This window comes from Ignavibacteria bacterium (genome assembly GCA_015709655.1).
Taxonomy (GTDB): Bacteria; Bacteroidota; Ignavibacteria; order Kapaibacteriales; family Kapaibacteriaceae; genus OLB6.
Window position 1 is genome coordinate 2,075,061 of sequence record CP054181.1, and the last position, 22,151, is coordinate 2,097,211.

Sequence of the window (22,151 nt, forward strand, 5' to 3'; positions counted from 1 at the left end):
ATATATGGTATTGTAGCAGCGGTCACCCGTACTTTCACATTACAAGCCGACGCACGCGTCGGCTTGTAATGTGTGGCAGGTGATGGGGGATGTAAAACCGTATGGGCAGGTTTCGAACCCGCCCGCACGAAACATCACAAAAATGATCAAACCCCGTACGGGCGACCCCGCATGATCGCCCACCATACCACGTAGGGTCGCCCGACCTAAAAATACGTATTTCTACGCACTTAAAATCATTACAGGGACTGTTCATACCTCGCATAGTTTCGCTTCAAAATACACGAGGGCGTATTTACGGTGGTAAACATCGTGAATACTATTTCCATTACGGAGGATTCTATGCAATTTTCGGTACGAATTACGACAACTCTGTTCTTGTTTCTGGCCGGAACCGGTCTGTACGCACAGACACTCATCGGCGGCAAGTTGCAGGTTTTTGATGCTGCAACACCGTATGTAATGTTCTTGTCACCGTTCACGCCGTTGCCAAGCAACATTAACCTAACGTTGCCGGCAAGTAGCGGGACGTTGCTGGTGAACGAAGGTTCGGGGGTTTCGAATGCGTGGTTGCGTGGAGGTAATAACCTGGCCGGACCTGCCGATAACCGTTTGGGTTCTACGTCGGCCCATGATGTTATCCTGATAGCCGGAGGGGGCTCAAACAACAGATTAACCCTGGTTGCAGCCAGTAATGCAATAACCAACCACGATGCCGGTGAATTCCGGTTTGCAGAGCCTGTTGCCGGTGGTTCCGATTACAGTGCGTTTAAAGCGGGAACTCAGGGTGCAACCATTGTATATACCCTCCCGTTAACTGTACCGGCAGCAAATCAGGTGCTTACTGCAACCGCAGTAAGTGGACAGGATGTTACATTGTCGTGGCTGGGTGCCGGTGGGTGGCTTTTAGGTGGCAACACCAGCGTCACAAATTCAAACAACATTGTGGGTATAGCCGAAGTGAATGCCAATCCGCTGCGCTTCTTTACCAACAACCTTGAAAGAATGCAGATTGCATCTGATGGCTCGGTTGCCATTGGTACTGTACCCTTGGCAGGCTATAAGCTTGCAGTTGCCGGCAACATCCGCATGGTTGATGCTACATCATCAACAATTGCAGGTGCCACCGCATGTGAAATTCGCGAAACAGGCGACATGCACGGTACTTCTGGTTTTACGGTTCAAAATAGACCCGGTGTTCATGGAGCCCTTATCACAACAGTTCCCAGCAGCCCTACTGTTAATCTTGCTGACCTGGGTTTAAAGGTGGGGGCGCATGTTCAGAATAACCTGCGCCTGGAGTTCCGTCCCAGTACCATACGTAACAATAGTTACAATACTGGATTTGGTGAATTCAATTGGTTCTTTAATACAAATGGGACAACACCAACCTATACTACCAGAATGGGTACAGGTGCAACATCATTTGAAACGGGTAACGTTGGAATTGGCCATACAAATCCTTTAGAGAAGTTCACGGTAGGAACCTCCAGTCAGGAATTCCGGGTTAACTCCACCGGTAACCTGAGTCGAATTAACAATGTGCCGTACTCATGGCCTGCAGCAGCAGCCGGTGCAAACGGTTATGTGCTGAGTAGCACCACCGGTGGTAATCTCTCGTGGGTTAAAGCATCGAGTGTGACGGCTGTAACAAAGCGTGTTCTGGTAAACGTCGGCGGGGGTGCAGTGTATGTAATCAATGAGCCTGCTGTCACGGCAACCTCTGCAATCATTGTTAACCCGGAAAACGGAACAAATGTCAACATTACAGGATGCCATATTACCGACCGAGATGCAGGTGTATCATTCGAGGTTACATTTAATAATGCGCTGGGTGTGGGTACTGACAAGTACCTGAATTATATGATTAGTGACTAACTCCTTTCCTGCTTCATGCACCATGCTGAGTTGCATAAGAAACAAAGAAAAATCAAAAAGACGCCACATCGGGCGTCTTTTTTTTTGCAGGCTGTTGCTGGGCCACAGGTCCGTACGGGCAACCCCACGTGGCTGCCCACCCGAATGGCGGTCCCGTGTGGTCGTCCGCAAACATCATAAAAAAACGAAACGAAAAAAATGCAAACCGTAGGGGCGGCCCCATGTGGCCGCCCACCCAAATGGCGGTTTCATATGGTCGTCCGCAAACATCATAAAAACATTAAACCGTATGGGTGGGAAACCCGCACGTACGAATCAATGTGGGAAAAAATGCACCACCCAAAATTGGCAATCACGCATAATGGGTGATACGTGGAATGGACATCCACATGGGTGGGCGGCACGTGGGCGGGCGGCCACATGGGACGGGCGGCCACGTGGGGCCGCCCCTACGGGTTGCATATACAAAATTTTGTGAATCTCCCCCTCCCTAAACGCGCGTGCGCGTTTGGGGAGGGGGCCGGGGGGCCGATTCCACCAGAAATGCCTAAATTCGCTACTTCATTTAAACCCAGAATTCTGACTATGCAGAACAATTCCCGAATGCTGCACTATGTTTTTGCAGCCTTAGTGTTTGTAGTTTCTTTTACAACCTATACGCTGACCGTGCAGCCAACGGTACCGTTTTGGGACTGTGGTGAGTTTACTGCCGCCGCGGTACAGCAACAGGTACCGCACCCACCGGGAGCACCACTCTTTTTAATGGTTGGAAAGCTATTCAACCTGATTCCGATTGGCGACGAAGGATGGCGGGTGAATATGCTCAGTGTGGTGGCAAGTGCGCTGACGGTGCTACTGCTGTATTTGATTACCGTAAAGGTGATCCGGCACTTCTTCCTGGAGCCCCTTGACACCTTCGGCAATCAGCTTCTGGTGCTGGGCTCAGGTGCAATGGCGGCTCTTGCCTACACCTTTACCGATACGTTCTGGTTTAATGCCGTGGAGAGCGAGGTGTACGCCTCGTCGTCACTGTTCGTGGCCCTCATCGTTTGGCTGATGATGATTTGGAGTGAGAGGGCCGACGATCCCGGTAATGAAAAATATTTACTGTTAATTGCCTACCTTATTGGTTTGTCGGTAGGTGTACACCTGCTCTCTATCCTTGCGATTTTCTCGCTGGTACTGCTGATTTATCTGCGTAAGTACAAATGGAGTGTAAAGGGGCTTGTGCTGACGGGTCTGGTAGGTGTTGCAGCATTTGTTATTGTTTATTACTTTGTGATTATGCGCTTCCCGGCCTTCTTTGCCGGCACGTTCCCGTTCTTCCGTACCGAAGCACGCGAATTCCCGATTTCAGATAACGCGCTGATGCCGGTAGTTGGACTCCTGCTGATTGCCGGGACGGCGTGGCTGGCATGGTGGGGACATCGCCGGAACAAGGGCATGGTGTCGCTCAGCGCAACCAGTATTCTGCTTATCCTGCTCGGCTACAGCACCTATGCCCACATCATGATCCGGGCCAACAGTAATCCTCCGATGAACGAAAATAATCCAAAGGATTTCTCGGGTCTGGTGTCGTACCTTGGACGTGAACAGTACGGCGAAGCGCCAATGTGGCCCCGCCGCTACCAAACCGATCCGCGCTTCCGCAAGGCGTACCTTGAGGCTGGAAAATGGAATGAGATTGCTACCAAGGTGGTTACGCGTAAGGATGGTACCAGAATGCGCATGCCCGATTACTCCAAGACCAAGGTGAATACAGCGGGCGAACTCAAGTATATGTGGGACTATCAGGCGTATCACATGTATTGGAGGTACTTCCTGTGGAACTTCAGCGGAAGGGTGAGTGACAGGCAGGATGCGCCGGCATATATTCCCTTGGCAACGTCGGCAAGTACGGTAGAGTACTGGACGCATAAAACAGGGTTCGGTCAGGACTGGCCGGTGAACCTGTGGGCATTGCCATTACTGATAGGCCTGTATGGTTTGATCGTTCACTTTAAACGCGATCCACGGATGGCAAGTATCTTCCTTGTCCTGTTCTTAATGACAGGCATCCTGGCAGCCTTGCAACAGAACCAGCAGAATCCGCAGCCACGGGAGCGCGACTACTTCTACGTGGCGTCGTTCTTTGTATGGGCAATGTGGATTGGTATCGGCACATTTGGCCTGCTGAGCGAGGTCCGCAAGAACGTTGCCCTCCAGGGCGGCGTGTTTGCCGTCCTCCTGGCCGTTCTCCCGCTGAACATGGCCTGGCAGGAATGGCATGTACACTCCCGCGCCGGTAACTACATGGCGTTCGACTACGCATATAACATCCTGCAAAGCGCTGATAAAGATGCAATCATCTTTACAAACGGTGATAACGACACCTTCCCGGTGTGGTACCTGCAGGATGTTGCAGGCGTCCGGCAGGATGTCCGCATCGTTAACCTGTCGCTTGGACAAACTACGTGGTATGTTGATCAGTTAAAAAATCAGACGCCACACGGCACGAAGAAAATCCCACTGTCGTTCTCCGATGAATCGCTGAGGGTGAGCGAGGAAGATCCCAAGGCGCTTGGCATGGAGTTCGGATACGAGCAGGTTGTAGAAGTTCCGGTAAAACCCGAGATCTTGGCACAGTACACCAAGGATCCGTCTGTCATTAATGCCGGTGTGATGCGGTGGACGTTCCGCGGTTCACGGCGGCAGCAGGACGACCAGGGCAGGATGATGTACTTTATCGGCGTACAGCATAAGCTGGTCCGCGATATCATCGAGCAAACGAAGTTCGAACGTCCGGTGTACTTCAGTACATCGGTTGGATCTCCGGAATGGGCCGATGAGTTTGTAGGTCTGGGTGACTTCCTGCGCCTGGAAGGTATGTGCCTGCGGGTTTGCCCCGTACCCCAGCGCTCGTCGGTGGGCGAGGGCGTCAGCCGCGAACGCATGGAAGCCGCTATCATGAAAACCCTGGATGGCGACGAGTACTTTAAAGAACCACATCAGGGGCTGAAATTCAGAAATCTGGGTGGCGGACCAACGTATTATGACGATGTGCATCGCGGATACGTTCTGAACTACCGTAATGTTTTTTATAAATATGCAACCTACTTGCTGTACGATGAACAGGATACGCTTCGTGCCGGACAGGTGCTGAAAGCCATGAATCAGAAACTGTCGCTTGACAGGTTCCCGATGGGCGTAGCGTTCGAACTGCAAATGGCAAAGTTTGCCGAACTGTGTAACGATACATCGGAAGCTCGTGCCCTTGCAACACGGGCGCTGACAAGTGCCAGGGTACTGCTTGATAAGCCGATGCTGATTGCCGTTGAGCCGCAGGCCGACAAGGATATGCAGCCCGGACGGTATGCGGCCGAGGCGTGCATGGTTCTTCGGCAGTGGTCAGAAGCCAAGAACTACTATAACCAGCTTGCCACCACCACACGTCAGCCGGTATTTGCCTACCTTGCCGATGATGTGGAGGTTTCCCGTCTTGAAAAGTCGGGTGATTTGAAAGGGGCTTTGGCGGCTGCTCAGGCGCTGCAAAGCAAGTATCCGATGAATGCTGACCAGGGTATGCAGCAGGCTGCCGCCGAACTACAGCGCAGGATCACCGAATTACAACAGAAGATGGGTATTAACCAGGCCTCTGTGCTGCCGTTCAGCATTTCGGAATAACCAAGGAAACAACAACAGGAAATCGGGAGGTGCAACCGTAAGGGGGCACCTCCCATTGTGTACCGGAAGCACGGCAGGGCGGGGTGGTTATTATTGCACATGAATGAGTTGTTCCAAGCGGCGCCATTTACGGTGCTCACTATTGCGGCTACGTCTATTGTAACAGCAATGGCATTCCGTAACTACGCTGTGCTTGAGCGCCTGCTGCTCAGTACATCTGCAATCCTGAACGGCGAATGGTACCGACTGCTTTCATCGGCACTGGTACATGGCGGCTGGATGCATCTGCTGCTTAACATGTTTGTGCTATGGTCATTTGGCAGCTTCCTTGAAACGATGATCGGTACCTGGCGCTTTGGAATGCTGTATGTAATCGGCGTGCTTGTGGCATCGTTTACATCGGTGGTGATGTATCGTAATCTTGCTGACTATCGTGCGGTGGGTGCCAGCGGTGGCGTAAGTGCCGTGATTGGCGCAGTAACTGTACTGTTTCCGACGCTTGGCATGTATGTGTTTTTTATTCCGATCGCAATTCCGGCGTGGATAACGGCTGCCGCCTTCATGGCTTATAGCGTGATTGGTGCGCAAAAGATGCAGGGCAGCATTGGTCATGCGGCACACCTTGGCGGAACCGTGTTCGGCATGGGCTTCGCTGTCGCGTTCTATCCGCATGTTTTTGTGCAGCAGTGGGTTTACTTTCTTCCGATGGTAGCCGCCGTTGGCATAGCGTACCTGTATGTGCGCCGACAAACCATCGGTCGGTAGATACATTGTGATGCTTGTTGCACACGCAGGTTGCCGATGTAAACGCACGGCAACGTCACAAAAAAAAGCGTACGGGCAATTGCCCGCACGCTTAGTGATCAGGGAAAGCTGCGTGCTTAGCGGATAACGATCAGCGGAGTGGTAAGGGTCTGCGACATGCCGGTAAGGACCAGCGTGTACGAACCAGCGGGCAGCGATGCCACAGGGATGTGAATCAGTTGCGGGGTACCGGCTGCAGGGACGGGAATCTGTAACAGACAGGTACCCTGAAGCGTGTACACTGAAAGCCGGGCCGCCTGCGCAAGAGCCGGAACTTCGGCAACACCGGCATTACCCACCGGCATCGGACGTACGGTAAGGACGCTGCCTGCAGGCCATGCTTCGGCAACATGGTCAATAACTTTTTTCTCGATCACGATAACGGCAGCATCCGTTGTTACCTCGCCGCAGTCCGACGTGATGGTACACGTGTACGAGCCTGACTGTTCCGGTGTTGATTCCGAGATAATGATCACCGGTTCGGTGAGGTTGGCTTGCGGTTGGCCATCCTTATACCACTGGTACGTAAGGTTAGAGCCCCTTGCCATAACTGACAACTCAAAGGGTTGTCCTTCCGTAACGGTTGCCGACTTCGGCTGTGCGTCGATAACCGGTTTGTCAAGCATTTCTACAACGGCAGGATCGGATGTGAGCGACGAGCACCCGTTAATGACAAGCACATCGTAGGTTCCGCTATTCTGAGCTTCCATTGTTGGGATTACGTAGGTGGCGCCGGTGGCTCCAATAATGGGTTGCTTGTTCTTGCGCCACTGGTACTGCACGTTATCACCAAGCGATTCTGTTTGCAGTAACACCTTTGCACCCGGACACGGATATGAGCTCTGAGGCTGCGATACAATTCGGGCAGGCTGTTGGTATGGCAGTGATTCGACCGTTTCTACAGAGTGACCGCGGGCACTGCGTACACGGAACTTACAGAGTGCTGATGCCGGCAGATTATCGGGGACCTTGTAGGTGAATGACGTTCCGATGACCTCTGAACCGATTACTGACCATGTTAAGCCCGCATCGGTGCTCATACTAACTTCCATTGGCAATGTGGGATCCAGACTTTCAGTAATCCATTTCACCGTAATCGGATTCCCGGCGCATACAACATCATTACCATCCGGACTAACGTAGTTCAGAACACCAAACGCCCACTTTGCCGCAAAGATATTGGACGGATCGGTTCCGGGGCTTCGCGGGAGCAGATTACCGGCAATGGTAATATCGCCATACCCGTCCACGCTAACTCCTGTTGGCACCGTTAAGCCCTGAATATCGTTGATTCCGGTGATGAACGAGGTTTCGCTGGTAGAAAGAATTGCGGCAAATCCGCCGGGTTTTCCTGATGGTACCACAGCACCCGGACCGAACGGTTCCAAATTATTTGATTCGGTATAGCCGACAACCGCGCCAATCGCTCCATTTACGCGGGCACATGCCGTTGGATAATCGTTATTGCTACCGCCAAGATAGGCAGAACCGGAAACTCTGAATCCGTCTGCCGAGATCACAGCCACAAACACATCAATTTTGCCGGTGTACGGGTGCTTGGGGCTCTGCTGCGGCAGTCCAGGTGAATCGCTGGTGCCAACGATGTACACGCCAACCTCAGAATCAGCATAGAGCGAAACACCCTCGTCAGCACCGGGACTTCCGTAGTATCCCAAATATTCCATGAGGCCGGAGAAATTAAATTTAGCAACCATCACGTCACTATTCCCGCCAATCGCAACCGGACCAAAGCAGTCACGTCCGACCTCGACCCAGATTTCTTCACCGTTATCGTCATATTCACCCTGCCATATCAGTTGCTTTCGTGGATAGGTAGGCAGGTTCGCTGATTTTGTAGTACCGCAGGCGTAGATGCCGTCAAACCGGTCCAGCGCCACCTTCGAGAAAGAGTCATCGGCGGTACCACCTACGTAGGTAAACCACTCAGAGTACAGCAAGCTGCTGTTCAGAACGTACACAAAACCGTCTGTACCGCCTGAGTTGGAATCCACAAGCACCTTGGCAGCCGTGAGCCCCTGTGTTGATGTTGTTGTGCCTACAACCACAATATGGCCCATTGACGAAACAGTAATGCCGGTGGCAACATCGTTACCGTTTCCGGGCAGATACATACCAAGTTTCTGTTGCGAAAGGTCAGCCGAAAAGCCGGCGATAAAGCCATCCACATCCTTGCCACGAAGCTGACCTACGGGTGTTCCGGCAAGCGGGAAGGTTTGCGATGTTGTGGCCCCGGTAACATAGATACTTCCATCCTTGCGGATGGCAATATCATTTATTTTATCACTTTTGTCGCCAACAAGAAACGCAATATGGGTAAGTGTGCGCAAATCAGGAGAGAGGATGGCAATAAAACCATCTTCGGCGGCAGCATTGCTGCGGTCAGCAGTAACGCCTTGGGGTAAACCGCTGAAGGAGGTCGATGTGGTCCACCCCGCAATAGCAAGCGAGCCGTCGGGCATCCGTGCCGATCCGGTAACCTGCTCGGTGGCATTGCCGGCAATGCCGGTAATAATTACCAGCGGGTCAATGGTTAGCGCCTTGGCAGGGGAGCGTCCGGACACCGAATAACCAAATGTATTCCCATTGACCTTTGTGGTGGTGGGCAGCAGGGTGTTGTGTCCGCTATGGAACGATGCAACACCCTGCATTGCCACACTCCCGTTTGGTGTGTGCGTAGTGGTGACGGTTCCGTGTACTCCCAGCGTACCGGAGCCGGTAACGGAAAAGAAGGGTACGGGCGGCGTGATGCCGGCCTGTGCGTGAATATTGTACCGGATGGTGCCGGCATCCCAGACATATTCGATACTGATGCCGGGCAATACGTTGGTAATGGTTACTGATTCGGCAGTGTGCAGTCTGCCGTTCATGCCGTTGCCAAAAACAGATACGGTGGGACCCTGAGGGTTCTGTTTTTCAATAACGCTGGCAGAGCCCCTTGAGCCAATCACGGTGTAAGTAACGGGCGAGGAAATAGCCACGCCATCGGTACCGGGTGTCCGCACGTCAACCGTCAGTCCGGTTGGAGTAATCCAAACCATACCATTCGGTACCATGGCACCATACAAAACCGATGCTGGCCACTGCCCGCTGTTCCTGATAAAAACCTCTGCTCTTGGTACTGCAGCAGCCTGGATGACGCCAATGGTGAACAGTAAACCAAGTAGTTGTAGTCGTTTCATGTACACGTTCCCAAATAATGTGATATGCTTCTGTAAACCGGTAACAACATCGTGACAGGATGCACGACATCTGATTACGAGTCATAACTCCGTTATGCCTAATTGGGTTACAGCACTGGGGACATTTTACGAAAAAACTCTGCTATAGCTGTGTATCAGGTTGTGGGTACCATGCCGGACATAAAGAGAAAGGGGCTTAGGCCGAAACCCAAGCCCCTTTGCAAAGGGTTACAATTCAACAACAGTTAGCGAACCACAACCATGGTGGCAGTGCGCATAATGGCTGCGCCCTGCAGGACAAGGGTGTAGTTGCCGGCCGGCAGCGTTGCCGTTGCAATGGCCACAGTTTGCGTATTATTCATAGGTGTAAGGTGAATGCGCATCACCTCTGCACCCATCATGTTGTACACCACGAGATCGGCCGGCTGTAAAAGTGCAGGCACGTGAACGTAACCGCTCTCCGCTACCGGGCTTGGACGGATGCTAAGCGTGCTGCCGTCAGCAAGCTGTTCACTCACGCCAACAGATGTATCGATTGTTACGGTGGCAGGATTGCTGGTTGTGGTGCCGCATGACGATGTAATCGTACACGTATAGCTTCCGGCGTCATCGGCAGTTGTTGATGCGATAGTGTAGGTTGCTTCGGTTGCACCTTCGATCTCGGTACCATTCTTCTTCCACTGGAAGGTGTAACCCGTACCGCTCAGGCCCACGCTGAGCACCACTGTTGAATTAAGGCCAACGGTAGCGGACTGCGGTTGTTGATCAATCACCGGCTCGTTGGCAATTGTAACTTTTGCAACCTGGCTGGCGGTGGTTCCACATTCGTTGGTGAGCTGCACATCGTACGAACCGTTATCGTTGGCAGACACTGCTTGCAGTGTAAGCGTGGCTGACGTGGCTCCGGAAATCGGCTGTGTGTTTTTACGCCATTGGTACGTGACATTATTACCCGTGTTTTGTACTGCAAGGGAGATTTGGTCACCCGGGCATCCCGACTTACCTGCCGGCTGGGTTGTGATAACCGGTGGTATGGTTACTGTCAGCGGGTCGGTAGTTGAAGCGGTATGACCGCGCTCGGTCCGAACCCTAAACCTACATACGGAATTTTCCGGAATGGTAGGCGGAATGGTATAGTTGAAATTTTTACCTTTCAGTTTAGTGCCAACCTCAGTCCATGTGGTCCCGTTGTCAGTACTGAAATCCACAAACACATTAACCTGCGGGTCCAGGTCCTGGGTAACCCAGCGAACAGTTACCTGCTGTCCGGCGCAAATTGCTTCCTTGGAGGTTGGTCCCTGGTAAGTTAGCTGACCAAAGGCCCACTTAGCACCAAACACCTCGGTCGTGGTTTCAGAATTGGGGTCAATGATATTGCCTGCAAACTCAATGTCGCCCACGGCGTCAACAATTAGTCCGGTTGGCTGCATCTGTTTGTTTGGTACAGCCAGTGTAGAGCTGTATTTGAGGAGGCTGGCCGAGAGGATACGAACAAAGCCCATTGTCTGCCCCGTGGGGTTGCCGGTAGCACCGGAACCGGTAGCAGTGAAATCGGGTGATGATGTTGTGCCAATAACGGCGCCGATGGTTCCGTTGGTTTGTACGCATGCGGTTACAAGCTCGTCACCGGAACCGCTGATGAATGCTGATCCGTTAACGCGCAGTCCGTCAGACGATATGAGCGCCACAAATCCGTCCCATCCGGCACCGTATGCGGTGGTTGGATCCTGGAAGGGGAGTGTGGGCGACTTTGTTCTACCAACAATGTAAACACCAACGTCGGCGTCGCTAAATAAATCTACTGCTTCGTCGGCTCCACTACCGCCAAAATACCCGGAGAACTGCAGTTCACCGGCGGCGGAGAGGCGAGCCACGAGTGCATCTGATTTCCCTCCGTATGGTTCCGGGCCAAAACAGTCCTTGCCTTGATCCATCATGGCCGGCTCAATTCCGCCTCCTTTGCCATCATCGCCACCATCGTCAACTTTTTTAGGGAAGGTGGGGAAGTCGAGAGAAGTAGTTGTCCCGCAGACAGCTATGGCATTGTATTTATCGATAGCAACGCGAGCGAACGAGTCGGTGCCGGTGCCGCCAAGCAGCGTAAACAAGTCGGCATACATGAGCGAGTGATTTACCACATAAATAAAGCCGTCAGTATCGCCCTTGTGTTCGGTATTCAGGTTTTTCTCGGCGCGAATGCCGCTGGTGGACGAGGTGGTGCCGCAAACAACAACATCGTCGAACGAATTAACGGTAACACCCGATGCAACATCATCGCCATTGCCGGGCAGGTACATACCAAGGATTTGCTTTGAGAGGTCGCCTTTGAAACCGGCAATAAAGCCGTCGGTCCCGGAGCCGTAGCTCTTGCCAACATTGATGGTTGAGACCGGGAGGTCGGCTGAATTTGTTGAGCCAACTACAAAGATGTCGCCCTTTGAGTTTACGGTTACATCCAGGATTTTGTCGGTTTTGGCACCGGTAAGGAAGGCTATGTGCTGAATAGTGTGTAGGTCCTTTGCAAGCACGATAATAAAGCCGTCTTCACCTGCACCGGTCCGCGTGCTGGGTATGCCGTCAGGCAGGCCGGTAAACGAGGTTGCCGATGTCCATCCGGCTACAACAATTCCACCGTTTGGCAGCCTGCGCATGCAGGTGATTTTGCTTTCAGCATTACCGGTAATGCCTGTTGCCTGGACGATGGGATCTACCAGCAGGCTATTATTTACAATGCGCTGCGGCGTGGAAAAGCCAAAGGTGTTGCCCACAACACGAACCGATGTGGGTACCGGCTGCCTGGTATCACCCTGGAACGAAGCCAGACTGGTCATGCTCACAGAGCCGTTGCCACCGGTGGTGGTAATCGAGCTGCCGTTGGAACGCACCGTTCCACCGGCTACACTAAAGAGTGGGTTTGGCGGTGTAATGCCGGCTGCTGCATGCACATTGTACCGTACTGACCCGCCGTCCCAGAGGTACTCCACGTCAACCCCGGGCAGCACGTTTTTCACAGTAACGGCACTTGCTGTATGCAGTTGGCCATTCATGGTTCCACCGTAAACCGATAGTGTGGGCTCAGCACCGGTCCGAAGTTCCTGAACAGTGCTGGATCCGCGCGAACCAATTACGGAATAGGTGATTGCCGACGATGCGGTTTTGCCATTGGCATCGGGTGTGCGCACGTCAACCGTCATCCCCGTTGTTGTAATCCAAAACATGCCGTTCGGGATTACGGCTCCAAACAGAACAGATTCAGACCACTGTCCGCTGTTCTTAATAAAGACGTTGGCCTGTGGCAATGCAGTTAGATGCACCCCGGCACACAACGTAACCAGTAAAAATGTCATCACAGATCGCATGATGTCGTCCTTGGAATGTAACATGAGGTTAGAGATCGTAACTAAACTGTCTTGCTGCAGGTTGCAGATGAACGATCAATAATATGACAAGGGTAAACGGAGTACCCGCTAATGCAGCTTTTCAGTATTCCAAAATAGGTAAAAAATCACATCATTGAACTCGCTCTGACCGTAATTTTTCGTAATTAAAGGTGAGGAATGCGTCAAGTTGTCATTTTCTGTTGTGTTCCTGATGGACCAATGCCCACTGATGCAGCCATACAGCCGTTAGAAGCGCGGTGATAACCGTACCCAGGATTGCCGAGACGATGGTGGGCAGGCCAAACAAGGCATTCCACGAAAACCATGCTCCGGCAAATACAGCGTTCAGGACCGCAAGTACACCGGTCGTCAGTGCAATTGCAGCTGCGGTAACCCAGGGTTGACCGCTCCGGAATCGCAAATGTGCCACGGCGGATGCCAGTGACAAGATGACGGAGGCAATAAAAAAGCCGGGTATGGTGGTAAATGTTAAAAAGGGGACCAGAACCGATGTAACAAAGAGGATGGTTATGGTGACAAATACCGATTGTCGGAGAAATGCCAGGCGATAGGCTTTGGTTGAGAGTTGTCCGGCTGATGGGTTGGCGGTGTTCACCTTTTCTGTCATGTACTGTGTCTTCCGTTTGTGGTACTGTAAACGAATATACTGAAGCGCAGGGGATCCGGTACCGTCATAAAAAAAGGCTCCCGCCGGACGGGAGCCTGATGCACTGTTCATTGACACGTTGAAACCGTAGGGGGCTACCTGGCAATTATCAGAGGTGCAACCATGGTTTGGGTAGAATTCCGCACTACAAGGTGGTAGTACCCGGCGGACAGGTTGGAGACGGGTAGCGAAACAACCTGTGGTTCGGTGCTGCCGCCAATACCAATGTTTTGTACCAGACTGCCGTGCGGCGTGTATATCATGATGGTAACGGGTCCGGCAAGTTCTGGCAGGGACAGGCTGACGTTTTGCGCTGCCGGTACCGGCCATGTGTGTATAGCGCCTGCCATAGCCCCTTCCCAAACCTCACTAATGCCGTTTATGGTAACGCTGGCAGGCTGGCTGGTGGTGGTGCCGCAGTCTGATGTTATGGTGCAGGTGTACTCACCGGCATCGGACTGGGTTACGGCTTCTACTGAATAGGCTGCCTGCGTGGCACCGGCAATGGCCGCTCCGTCATGGTTCCACTGGTAGTGCAGGTTGGAGCCGCGGGCAATTACCGAGAGCGTGACGGGAGAGTTGAGGTCAGCGGCAACAGACTGTGGCTGCTGTTCTATCAATGGTTGCGTGGTTGCGGTTAACTGCGCCGCATCGGACGTGATATGTCCGCACGCATTGGTGACAACGGCATCGTAGGAGCCGTTGTTATCAGCAGTAAAATTATTGATTGTCAATATTGCAGTGGTAGCACCCTGGATGGGGGTGGCATCCCTACGCCACTGAATTGTAGCGGTGGGGTCATTTGTTTCCACCGTGAGCGTAACGGCTGTGTTCACGCATGGCCAGGAATCTTCGGGATTGGCGGTGATTACGGGAGTCACGCCAACAGTCAGTGGAGAGGGGGTGACGGCGTGGTGTCCCCTTGTAGTCGTAACACGATATGCGCACCGTGCATCTGCCGGCAGCAGGGCGGGGAGGGTGTGGGTGACACTTTTTGAATTCACATTCAAGGCAACGTTGGCCCAGGTTTCACCGGCGTCAGAGCTGAACTCAACATTGTAACGTTGCTGAGCATCGATACCCTGAACTGTCCACCGGACAGTCACGGTATTTCCTGAACATAACGATTCCGTTGGCAGGGGGCTTTGGTACGTCAGTGCTCCGAATGTCCACTTTGCTTCGAAAATATCGGAGGTATTGTCACCTGCCTCGGTATTTCCGTGCAGTTCGTTACCGGTGATAATAATATCGCTGTCGGCATCAACGGTAACAGATACGGGTATCCGTGTTGAGCTGTTGGTGATATTTACTGCCGTAGAAAACGGGACTTCGGAAACTGAGGCGAGCACCAGGAAGGGTCCGCCCTCACCAATAAACGGAACCGCGCCGATTCCGCGGACCGGGAAGTCGGCCGACGTGGTTGTACCCACGATGGCTCCGACTTTATCGGAACGTTGTACTGCAGCCGCCACAACATCATTGCCGGAGCCGCCAAAGTAAGCAGCGCCGCTCAGCCGTAATCCGTCCGCCGTAATGGTTGCAATAAACCCGTCAGCCATACCGCTGTACGTTGTTGCTGATGTCTGGGTTGGCAGGTTTGGCGAGGTTGTGGTTCCAACCACGGTTGCGGCCCCATCCGAGTCGATAAACATGTCGGCAGCCTCGTCGTTGCCGGAGCCGCCAAAGTACGTGCTGAACTCCAGGTTGCCTGCCGACGTAAATTTAGCCACAAACACATCAGAGGTCCCGCCGTTAAAGATGTGACTGTACGGATTTTTACCAATTTCCTCGCTGCCGCCTCCACCGCCGCCTTTTACATCGCCACCATCACCGCCGCCGTCGCTGCCAATTTTAATTTTCTTTGGATAGGTGTAGTAGTCTTGTGACGATGTGGTTCCGCACACGAAAATTGCATTTTGTGTATCCAGGGCAACTTTTGCGATGGCATCGTTTTGTGATCCGCCCAGGAACGAGAAGAACTCGGCGTACAGCATACTGTTGTTAACGATATATACAAACCCGTCGGTATTTCCGTTGGCGGTATCATCGCCCATCGTAAGTGCAGGGAACGGATTTCTGGTATTGGTGGTACCGGCAATCACGATGGTGCCGATGGTGGTAACGGCAACACCCGATGCGATGGTAGTACCCGGGCCGCCCACAAACATGCCGGATTTCGGCTGAAGGCCGCCGGATGTAAGACTGTATTTTAGAAGGAAGCCGTCAACCGTTCCGTTCATCGTAGCGCCGAACTGTCCGGCATGCACGGGCAGGTCTGCCGACTCTGTCCTGCCAACCACATAGAACGTGGGTCCTTCGGCAACGGCCACATCCAGAACACGGTCGCTCTTGCTGCCACCAATGTAGGCGGCAGCCTCAATGGTTTTGAAATCGGCCGACACAATAGCGATAAAGCCGTCTTCATCGGCTGTTGTTTTGGTACCGGTGTTAAACAGATCCGATGATGTTGAGCCCCCTAACACATACCGTCCGTCAGCCAGCCTTTTCATGCACGTGGTTGCATCGGCAAGCGGGCTGCCAAATGCATGATCATGCGTAATAATGGAATTTCCGGGCACCGTCACCCGGTCATGGTTATGTACCGTGCCTGCCGAAAGTGCGGTAGCGGTAGCAGTCAGGAAGATTAGTGTAAAAATCGGGTTCATAAAACCTCCAAGCAGATATTGGGAAGAATTAGCGAACGGAACCGTACCAATCGGGTAACTCTGCAATCTAACGATAAAAACGGCACAATGTTCTCTTTGCCGAACGTACGTTGTTGCGGGGTGTGTGTTAGGGGGCTTGGGCAGAAACATCCCGGTGTATTATCTTGTTTTCTTTTTCCCAATACAAGGTACGTGGAGTAATGACCAAACAAGAAATCTACACCCAGATGGCAAAGCTGTGGGCCGAGTTCGAGGCAGCACATAACAGCACCAAGAAAAAAGATGCGGTTGCAGCCCGCAAGGCAGCCTCAGGGCTCAAGAAGCTGGTAACGCCGTATAATCAGGCCAGTGTTGCCGAGGCAAAAGCTTCGTAACAAAACCTGCCATAACGCGCAGCCGCAACAGAGCAGATCTGCAACACTGATTGTGCACTCTTGCGGTTGCAGCGTTCGTGCGGACAAAGGTGAGCCGGGTGAACTATTTGATGGTGCCCAGAAATGTGGTGATGGAACTGATGTACCAGTCCCAGTCCTCCCACATCAGCATGTGACCTCCGCTGGGAGCATACCGGATGGATGCCTGCTTTAGGTTCTTGAACAGGCCTTCTGCGCGAGCCCGGTATTTATCCTTGATTATTGCATTTGATAGTACCAGGACCGGGCAGGTGATGTTCACCAGATCGGCTCGAAAGTCAACCGTTAGCAGTTCACAGTATGTCCGCGCATACGTTTCGCGATCGGAATTCTGTGCCATCTCTATCACCCGGGCAATACTGGTGGGGTCTTCAATCATATTTGCCGCCATGCCCTTCATGACAGTAGCGGTGAACTGCTCATCGGTGAGTGACTTCATAAACTTCACCATGCCGTCGCAGTTAATATTCTGTGTGCCTGATGCCGGAACTTCTTCAAAATCATCCTTTGGGTAGCCGTCCACATCGATAATGGCGAGCGGGATATCCGGAAATTCTGATGCCAGTTTCATCGCCATCATACCGCCCATACTGTGTCCGATAATAATTGGTTTTACAATATTATTATCTCTGATAAACCCGGCAAGTGCCTGCACCCAGTTTTCGAACCCCGGATCGGGTGCCGGCTTGGTGCCGCCGTAGCCGGCCATATTTATTTTGTAGCAGGGGTAGGTTTGGGCAAGCACTTGTATTGTTTCGTTCCATACCTCGTCCGACGAACCGAAGCCCGGTATCAGAATGATTGGCTGGGTGCCTTGTCCGATCGTTTTTACGGTAAAGGGATACGTTGCATGCTGAGCTGATAGCTCATCAGCGGTGCACAACCCGAGAATAAGCAGACAGAGGGTAGCAATGAGCTTCATACGGGGTCAGGAAGTAATGTGGAATACATTGTAAATATGAGTTCTGTGGAGTTCACCCAGTACCGAAGGCAAAATACAACCAACACCCGTGATTACGGGTGCTGGCGTACGCCCCCCCTGCAAGAATCGCAGAGGGAATCGTGGTTGGCAAGACCAATGCTCCATTGTATGGGTTTTGCGGACTATCCGTGCGGCACGCAGCGTCAGAAGCGTAGTGTAGCCACATATGAGGGTGGGACGCCGTGGTACTCGCCCACAAACTTTTTATCGGCTACGCTGTACACGTATGCGTGTGTGTACGTATCTCGGTAGAGCAGCTGCATGAGACTTCCGAAAGAGTTGCCGCGGAGAAGCGTGTAATCCGGATGGGTGCAAACCAGCTTGCAGAAATCGGCAACAGCCGTGAGCCTGGCCTCACCTTCAGGGAGATCGAGGATAACGTCAGGGAGCGCAGCAAGTTTAAACGTGTCGATCCCATACCAAGCTATGTGAAAGAACGGATGTGACGGTCTGGTGTGCTCGTGCACCGCATGGAGGTGGGGCACAAACTCGATCACGTCGACGCATTCATCCAGAAACCGGTTCTGTTCGTTCCTCAGGCGTACGCATTCAAAGAGATCATTCAGGAGACGGAGAATCTCGGGGGTGCCCAGTTCAGAATTTCTGAAGCGCTCAACCAGATCCATGTCGGCGTTAAGCCCCTTACAGACTTCATCGAACCGCCGAAGGAGTTTCGACGGGTTAGTTGTGTTATTAAAGCCCAGCACGGCAGGAAGCATTGAGCGTCGAATTCCGTGTGCCTTCAAGTAATCGCGGAGGGCAGAATTGAACGAAGTCAGGACGACTTCATAAATAGGGAACGTATTCATCATAACACCTCATCGTTTGTGGCATTACCACCGGTTTTACCGGTTGGTGGTCGTTATAGGGCCACATCCCTCAGACCGTCGAAATGAGTGAATTAATTGTATGCAAAGATACGAAAAAATAGCGATAATGCCTGGCCGATAACCTGTCGGGGCGACCCCACGGGGGGTCGCCCCGACGGGATTTCGTGTGGGCGACCACGTGGGGTCGCCCGACATACCCGCCGGATTCGTATCGTTTTTTATGTTGATACGTGTCGGCGGATGCCATGGGCCATTACACCGGTTTCATGTTGTTATTTATGATGTTTTGTGGAGGGCGGATGCCATGGGCCATTACAACGGTTTCGTGTGGGCGACCACGTGGGGTCGCCCCTACGGTTATGCGTTGTTTTCAACGTTGTTTCGTGGGGGGCGGATGCCATGGGCCATTACAACGGTTTCGTGTGGGCGACCACGTGGGGTCGCCCGACATACCCGCCGGGTTAGTATCGTTTTTTATGTTGATACGTGTCGGCGGATGCCATGGGCCATTACAACGGTTTCGTGTGGGCGACCACGTGGGGTCGCCCCTACACGGTTTCGTGTTGTTATTTATGATGTTTTGTGGGGGCGGATGCCATGGGCCATTACAACGGTTTCGTGTGGGCGACAACGTGGGGTCGCCCCGACGGGTTCGTGTTGTTATTTATGATGTTTTGTAGGGGGCGGATGCCATGCGCCCATACACGGTTTCGTGTTATTATTTATAATGTTTTGTAGCCAATGCCACAAGCCCCCTACATCCCCTCCAACCAATACGTTTTCATGGTTCCCTTGCCTTTTACTTGTACGCTGTCGCGCCCTACTAACCGTGGAGATATTAGTGATGCAACGTCGTGCGCATTGTTCTGTACTTGAGTTGCGTAGCGTTGCAATGCTTCGGCAACGCTCTGGCTAACGTGTACCTTCCCCGGAGTACTGGTTGATTCCATGCGGCTTGCTACGTTAACGGTGTCGCCCCAGATGTCGTACTGCAAGCGCTCCTCGCCTACAACGCCTGCAACTACGGCACCTGTGTGCAAGCCAATGCGGACGCGGATTTCGCCAACATCCTTTGTCCACGTTGTATCGCCAAGTTTTGGATCCATAGTTAGTAGCAATGCTTGTAACTGCTCTTGCATTGCAAGGCCTGCACGGGCAGCACGCACTGCATGGTCGGCCTGATATTCCGGTACACCACTGGCAGCCATGTAGCTATCGCCAATGGTCTTGATTTTTGTTAGACCGTGTTCTGCACTTACCTTGTCGCAGACAGCAAAGATTGCCTTCAGCAAATGCACTACGTGAGCAGGTGGAATCTTTGAGCAGAGTGAGGTGAAGCCTACAATGTCCATAAAGAGTACTGTCACCTGTGCATGCTCATCGCCCGACACATCCTCGCCCTTGAGCATACGGTTGACGATGCTCTCCGGCAATGCACCGTACAACAATGCGCGCTCTTTCTCACGCTCGCGTCGTTCTTGTGCCATACGTTGTTCTACCTCGGCAGCAGCCATCTTGAGCTTGGCTTCAGCACCGGCAATCTCTTCCTTGATGCGAGTGAATTCGTTGTTGTGTTTGATGTAGCCCTCAAAGTCACCACGCTTACGCGCAAGGTCGCGAAGTTCAAGGTGTGCATCAGACTCTTGCTTGCGGAGGCCGTGCTTATCGGCTAGTTCAAGTGCCGCTAAGTATGTGGTATGGGCTGTATCATAGTCAGATTCTGCCTCTGCTAAGCCTGCCATTGCCGTTGCTCTTATATAACGAACCTCAGCATCAATAATATCTATGCTTGCCAGCCGCTCCGCCATTGCATGAGCTTCCGAACGGTTGTTAGTTGCCACCAGGTTGTTAGTAATGTTTGCTACAGCAATTGCAAGACCCCGCCTCTCCCCAAGTTCTTCATGGAGTTGTAATGCTCGCTCGTAGTACTCCAGGGCCTTGGGGTAGTCGTTAAGGTTTGAGTGTACATCGCCGATGTTGCCGGAAACTGTTGCCACACCGGACTTCTCTCCAAGTTCTTCATGCATTAGCAATGCTCGCTCGTAGTGCTCCAAAGCCTTGGGGTAGTCGCCGAGATAGCCATGAATAGCACCGATGCTACCGGTAACTCTGGCCATGCCAGATTTCTCTCCAAGTTCTTCATGCATTAGCAATGCTCGCTCGTAGTATTCTAATGCCTTGGGGTAGTCGCCAAGCCTTGAGTGTACATCGCCGATGTTACCGGTAGCAACGGCCAAACCGGACTTCACTCCAAGTTCTTCACGGAGTTGTAATGCTCGCTCGAAGTACTCTAAAGCCTTGGGGTAGTCGCAGAGATAGGCATGAATAACACCGATGTTACCGGTAACACTTGCAATACCGGACTTCTGGCCAAGTTCTTCATGGAGTTGCAATGCTCGCTCGTAGTACTGTACGGCCTTGGGGTAGTCGCCAAGACATGAGTGTACATTACCGATGTTGCTGGTAACAAATGCCACGTCGGACTTTGCTCCAAGTTCTTCACGGAGTTGTAATGCTCGCTCGTAGTGCTCCAAAGCCTTGGGGTAGTTGCCGAGATTGGCATGAATAACACCGATGTTACCGGTAACATTTGCAATACCGTACTTCTTGCCAAGTTCTTCATGGAGTTGCAATGCTCGCTCGTAGTACTGTATGGCCTTGGGGTAGTCGCCAAGACTTGAGTGTACATTGCCGATGTTGCTGGTAACAGTTGCCACACCAGACTTCTCTCCAAGTTCTTCATAGAGTTGCAATGCTCGCTCGTAGTACTGTAAGGCCTTGGGGTAGTCGGCAAGATAGTAATGTGTATTGCCGAGACTATTGGCAACCTCTGCCACACGGGCTAAATTCCCCAACCCTTCGTATAGCTTCAAAGTGCGCCCATAATGCTCAAGTGCCTCTGCATTGTTGCCTTTAAGTTGGCATACTGTTCCTCTAACAAAGTAATGCTCAGCAATAGCTGCCGGCTCGCTTCTTTCTTCTAACTCATCGGCAAGACGTTGCAACGCTGCAGCATCATTCTTCTTTGTTGCTGCATCTATCTCGCCTATAATTTCTTCCAGTGCTCTCATTGGGTAGGGGGCTTGGGCATGGTGGTACAAGAGCAAGTTACTGTCTTGCGGTTGGCAAGACACCATGCAAATATCGCATAACGCTTGCACATAAGGACGTAGTGAAATTGTGGAATGAACTTCCGTTGCGTCACACTCCACGTCCATCACACCACTACCCCTTAGCAATTGCTCTGGTGTTTACAGAAACGCATTGAGAGGCCGTCAGCTCGCGGCCTGGAAGGAGTGCGCGGATAGAGGTGTAGTATGCGGTGGCGGCGGGGGTGGGGCCCGGAGCGAAGCGACGGGCTTGGAGTGCGCAGAACGTGCGGACGTTGCCGTGGCAGATGAGTAAGAGGTTCGGACGTTGCCGTGGTAGATGAGAAAGTGCACATGGACGCTGACGATTTATCAGATTGTGGCATCGATATAAAGACTCTTTAGCATAAGTACTCCCTAAAGACTTTTTTCTCAACATACAGCTAGGCGAATTTTGTGCAAGTAGCTCCATTGCTTCACTCCCACAAGACCGTATGTTACCGGTGATATATGGTGTTGGATTGCAACAAACCTATGCACCATTACAATTTATCTACGTGCTACTGATAAGGAGCATGC

The 22,151-nt window shown here is 52.4% G+C and carries 11 protein-coding genes; 4 read left to right on the forward strand and 7 right to left on the reverse strand.

The window, feature by feature from the left end:
* Nucleotides 1-342: 342 nt before the first annotated feature.
* The 3 genes from HRU79_08345 (at nucleotide 343) to HRU79_08355 (ending at nucleotide 6,306) form a co-directional block, all read left to right on the forward strand.
* The gene (locus tag HRU79_08345; GenBank protein ID QOJ26656.1) at nucleotides 343-1,878 is read left to right on the forward strand and encodes a hypothetical protein; all 1,536 of its coding nucleotides are present in this window, start codon (nucleotides 343-345) and stop codon (nucleotides 1,876-1,878) included.
* A gap of 585 nt (nucleotides 1,879-2,463) precedes the next feature.
* Entirely contained in the window at nucleotides 2,464-5,541 is a 3,078-nt protein-coding gene (locus HRU79_08350; protein ID QOJ26657.1) for a DUF2723 domain-containing protein, read from the forward strand.
* Nucleotides 5,542-5,640: 99 nt separating this feature from the next.
* Nucleotides 5,641-6,306 (forward strand): rhomboid family intramembrane serine protease, encoded by a 666-nt coding sequence (locus HRU79_08355; GenBank protein QOJ26658.1) that lies wholly within the window; start codon nucleotides 5,641-5,643, stop codon nucleotides 6,304-6,306.
* 116 nt (nucleotides 6,307-6,422) lie between these two features.
* Here the strand turns inward: HRU79_08355 and HRU79_08360 are convergent, their stop codons facing one another.
* The 4 genes from HRU79_08360 to HRU79_08375 form a co-directional block, all read right to left on the reverse strand.
* Nucleotides 6,423-9,545 (reverse strand): immunoglobulin domain-containing protein, encoded by a 3,123-nt coding sequence (locus HRU79_08360; protein QOJ26659.1) that lies wholly within the window; start codon nucleotides 9,543-9,545, stop codon nucleotides 6,423-6,425.
* Between the two features lie 245 nt (nucleotides 9,546-9,790).
* Nucleotides 9,791-12,904: an immunoglobulin domain-containing protein gene (locus HRU79_08365; GenBank protein QOJ26660.1), complete on the reverse strand. Its 3,114-nt coding sequence runs from the start codon at nucleotides 12,902-12,904 to the stop codon at nucleotides 9,791-9,793.
* A 211-nt stretch (nucleotides 12,905-13,115) separates the two neighbouring features.
* Nucleotides 13,116-13,553, reverse strand: a complete 438-nt coding sequence (locus tag HRU79_08370) for a hypothetical protein (protein ID QOJ26661.1) — start codon at nucleotides 13,551-13,553, stop codon at nucleotides 13,116-13,118.
* Nucleotides 13,554-13,687: 134 nt separating this feature from the next.
* Nucleotides 13,688-16,258 carry a hypothetical protein gene (locus HRU79_08375; protein QOJ26662.1) on the reverse strand — a complete coding sequence of 857 codons (2,571 nt, stop codon included), beginning with the start codon at nucleotides 16,256-16,258 and terminating at the stop codon, nucleotides 13,688-13,690.
* A 200-nt stretch (nucleotides 16,259-16,458) separates the two neighbouring features.
* On the opposite strand from HRU79_08375, the gene HRU79_08380 reads away from it, so the two are divergent.
* Nucleotides 16,459-16,632, forward strand: coding sequence for a hypothetical protein (locus tag HRU79_08380; GenBank protein QOJ26663.1), 174 nt, complete (start codon nucleotides 16,459-16,461; stop codon nucleotides 16,630-16,632).
* Nucleotides 16,633-16,735: 103 nt separating this feature from the next.
* On the opposite strand, the gene HRU79_08385 is transcribed toward HRU79_08380, so the two are convergent.
* The 3 genes from HRU79_08385 to HRU79_08395 all read right to left on the reverse strand — a co-directional run bounded on the left by HRU79_08385 (nucleotide 16,736) and on the right by HRU79_08395 (nucleotide 21,554).
* On the reverse strand, nucleotides 16,736-17,593 hold the full coding sequence (locus HRU79_08385) for an alpha/beta hydrolase (protein QOJ26664.1): 858 nt from the start codon (nucleotides 17,591-17,593) through the stop codon (nucleotides 16,736-16,738).
* A 203-nt stretch (nucleotides 17,594-17,796) separates the two neighbouring features.
* A complete protein-coding gene (locus HRU79_08390) occupies nucleotides 17,797-18,465 on the reverse strand; it encodes a hypothetical protein (protein ID QOJ26665.1) in 669 nt (222 codons plus the stop codon).
* Between the two features lie 773 nt (nucleotides 18,466-19,238).
* Nucleotides 19,239-21,554: a tetratricopeptide repeat protein gene (locus HRU79_08395; protein ID QOJ26666.1), complete on the reverse strand. Its 2,316-nt coding sequence runs from the start codon at nucleotides 21,552-21,554 to the stop codon at nucleotides 19,239-19,241.
* Between the last annotated feature and the right edge of the window lie 597 nt (nucleotides 21,555-22,151).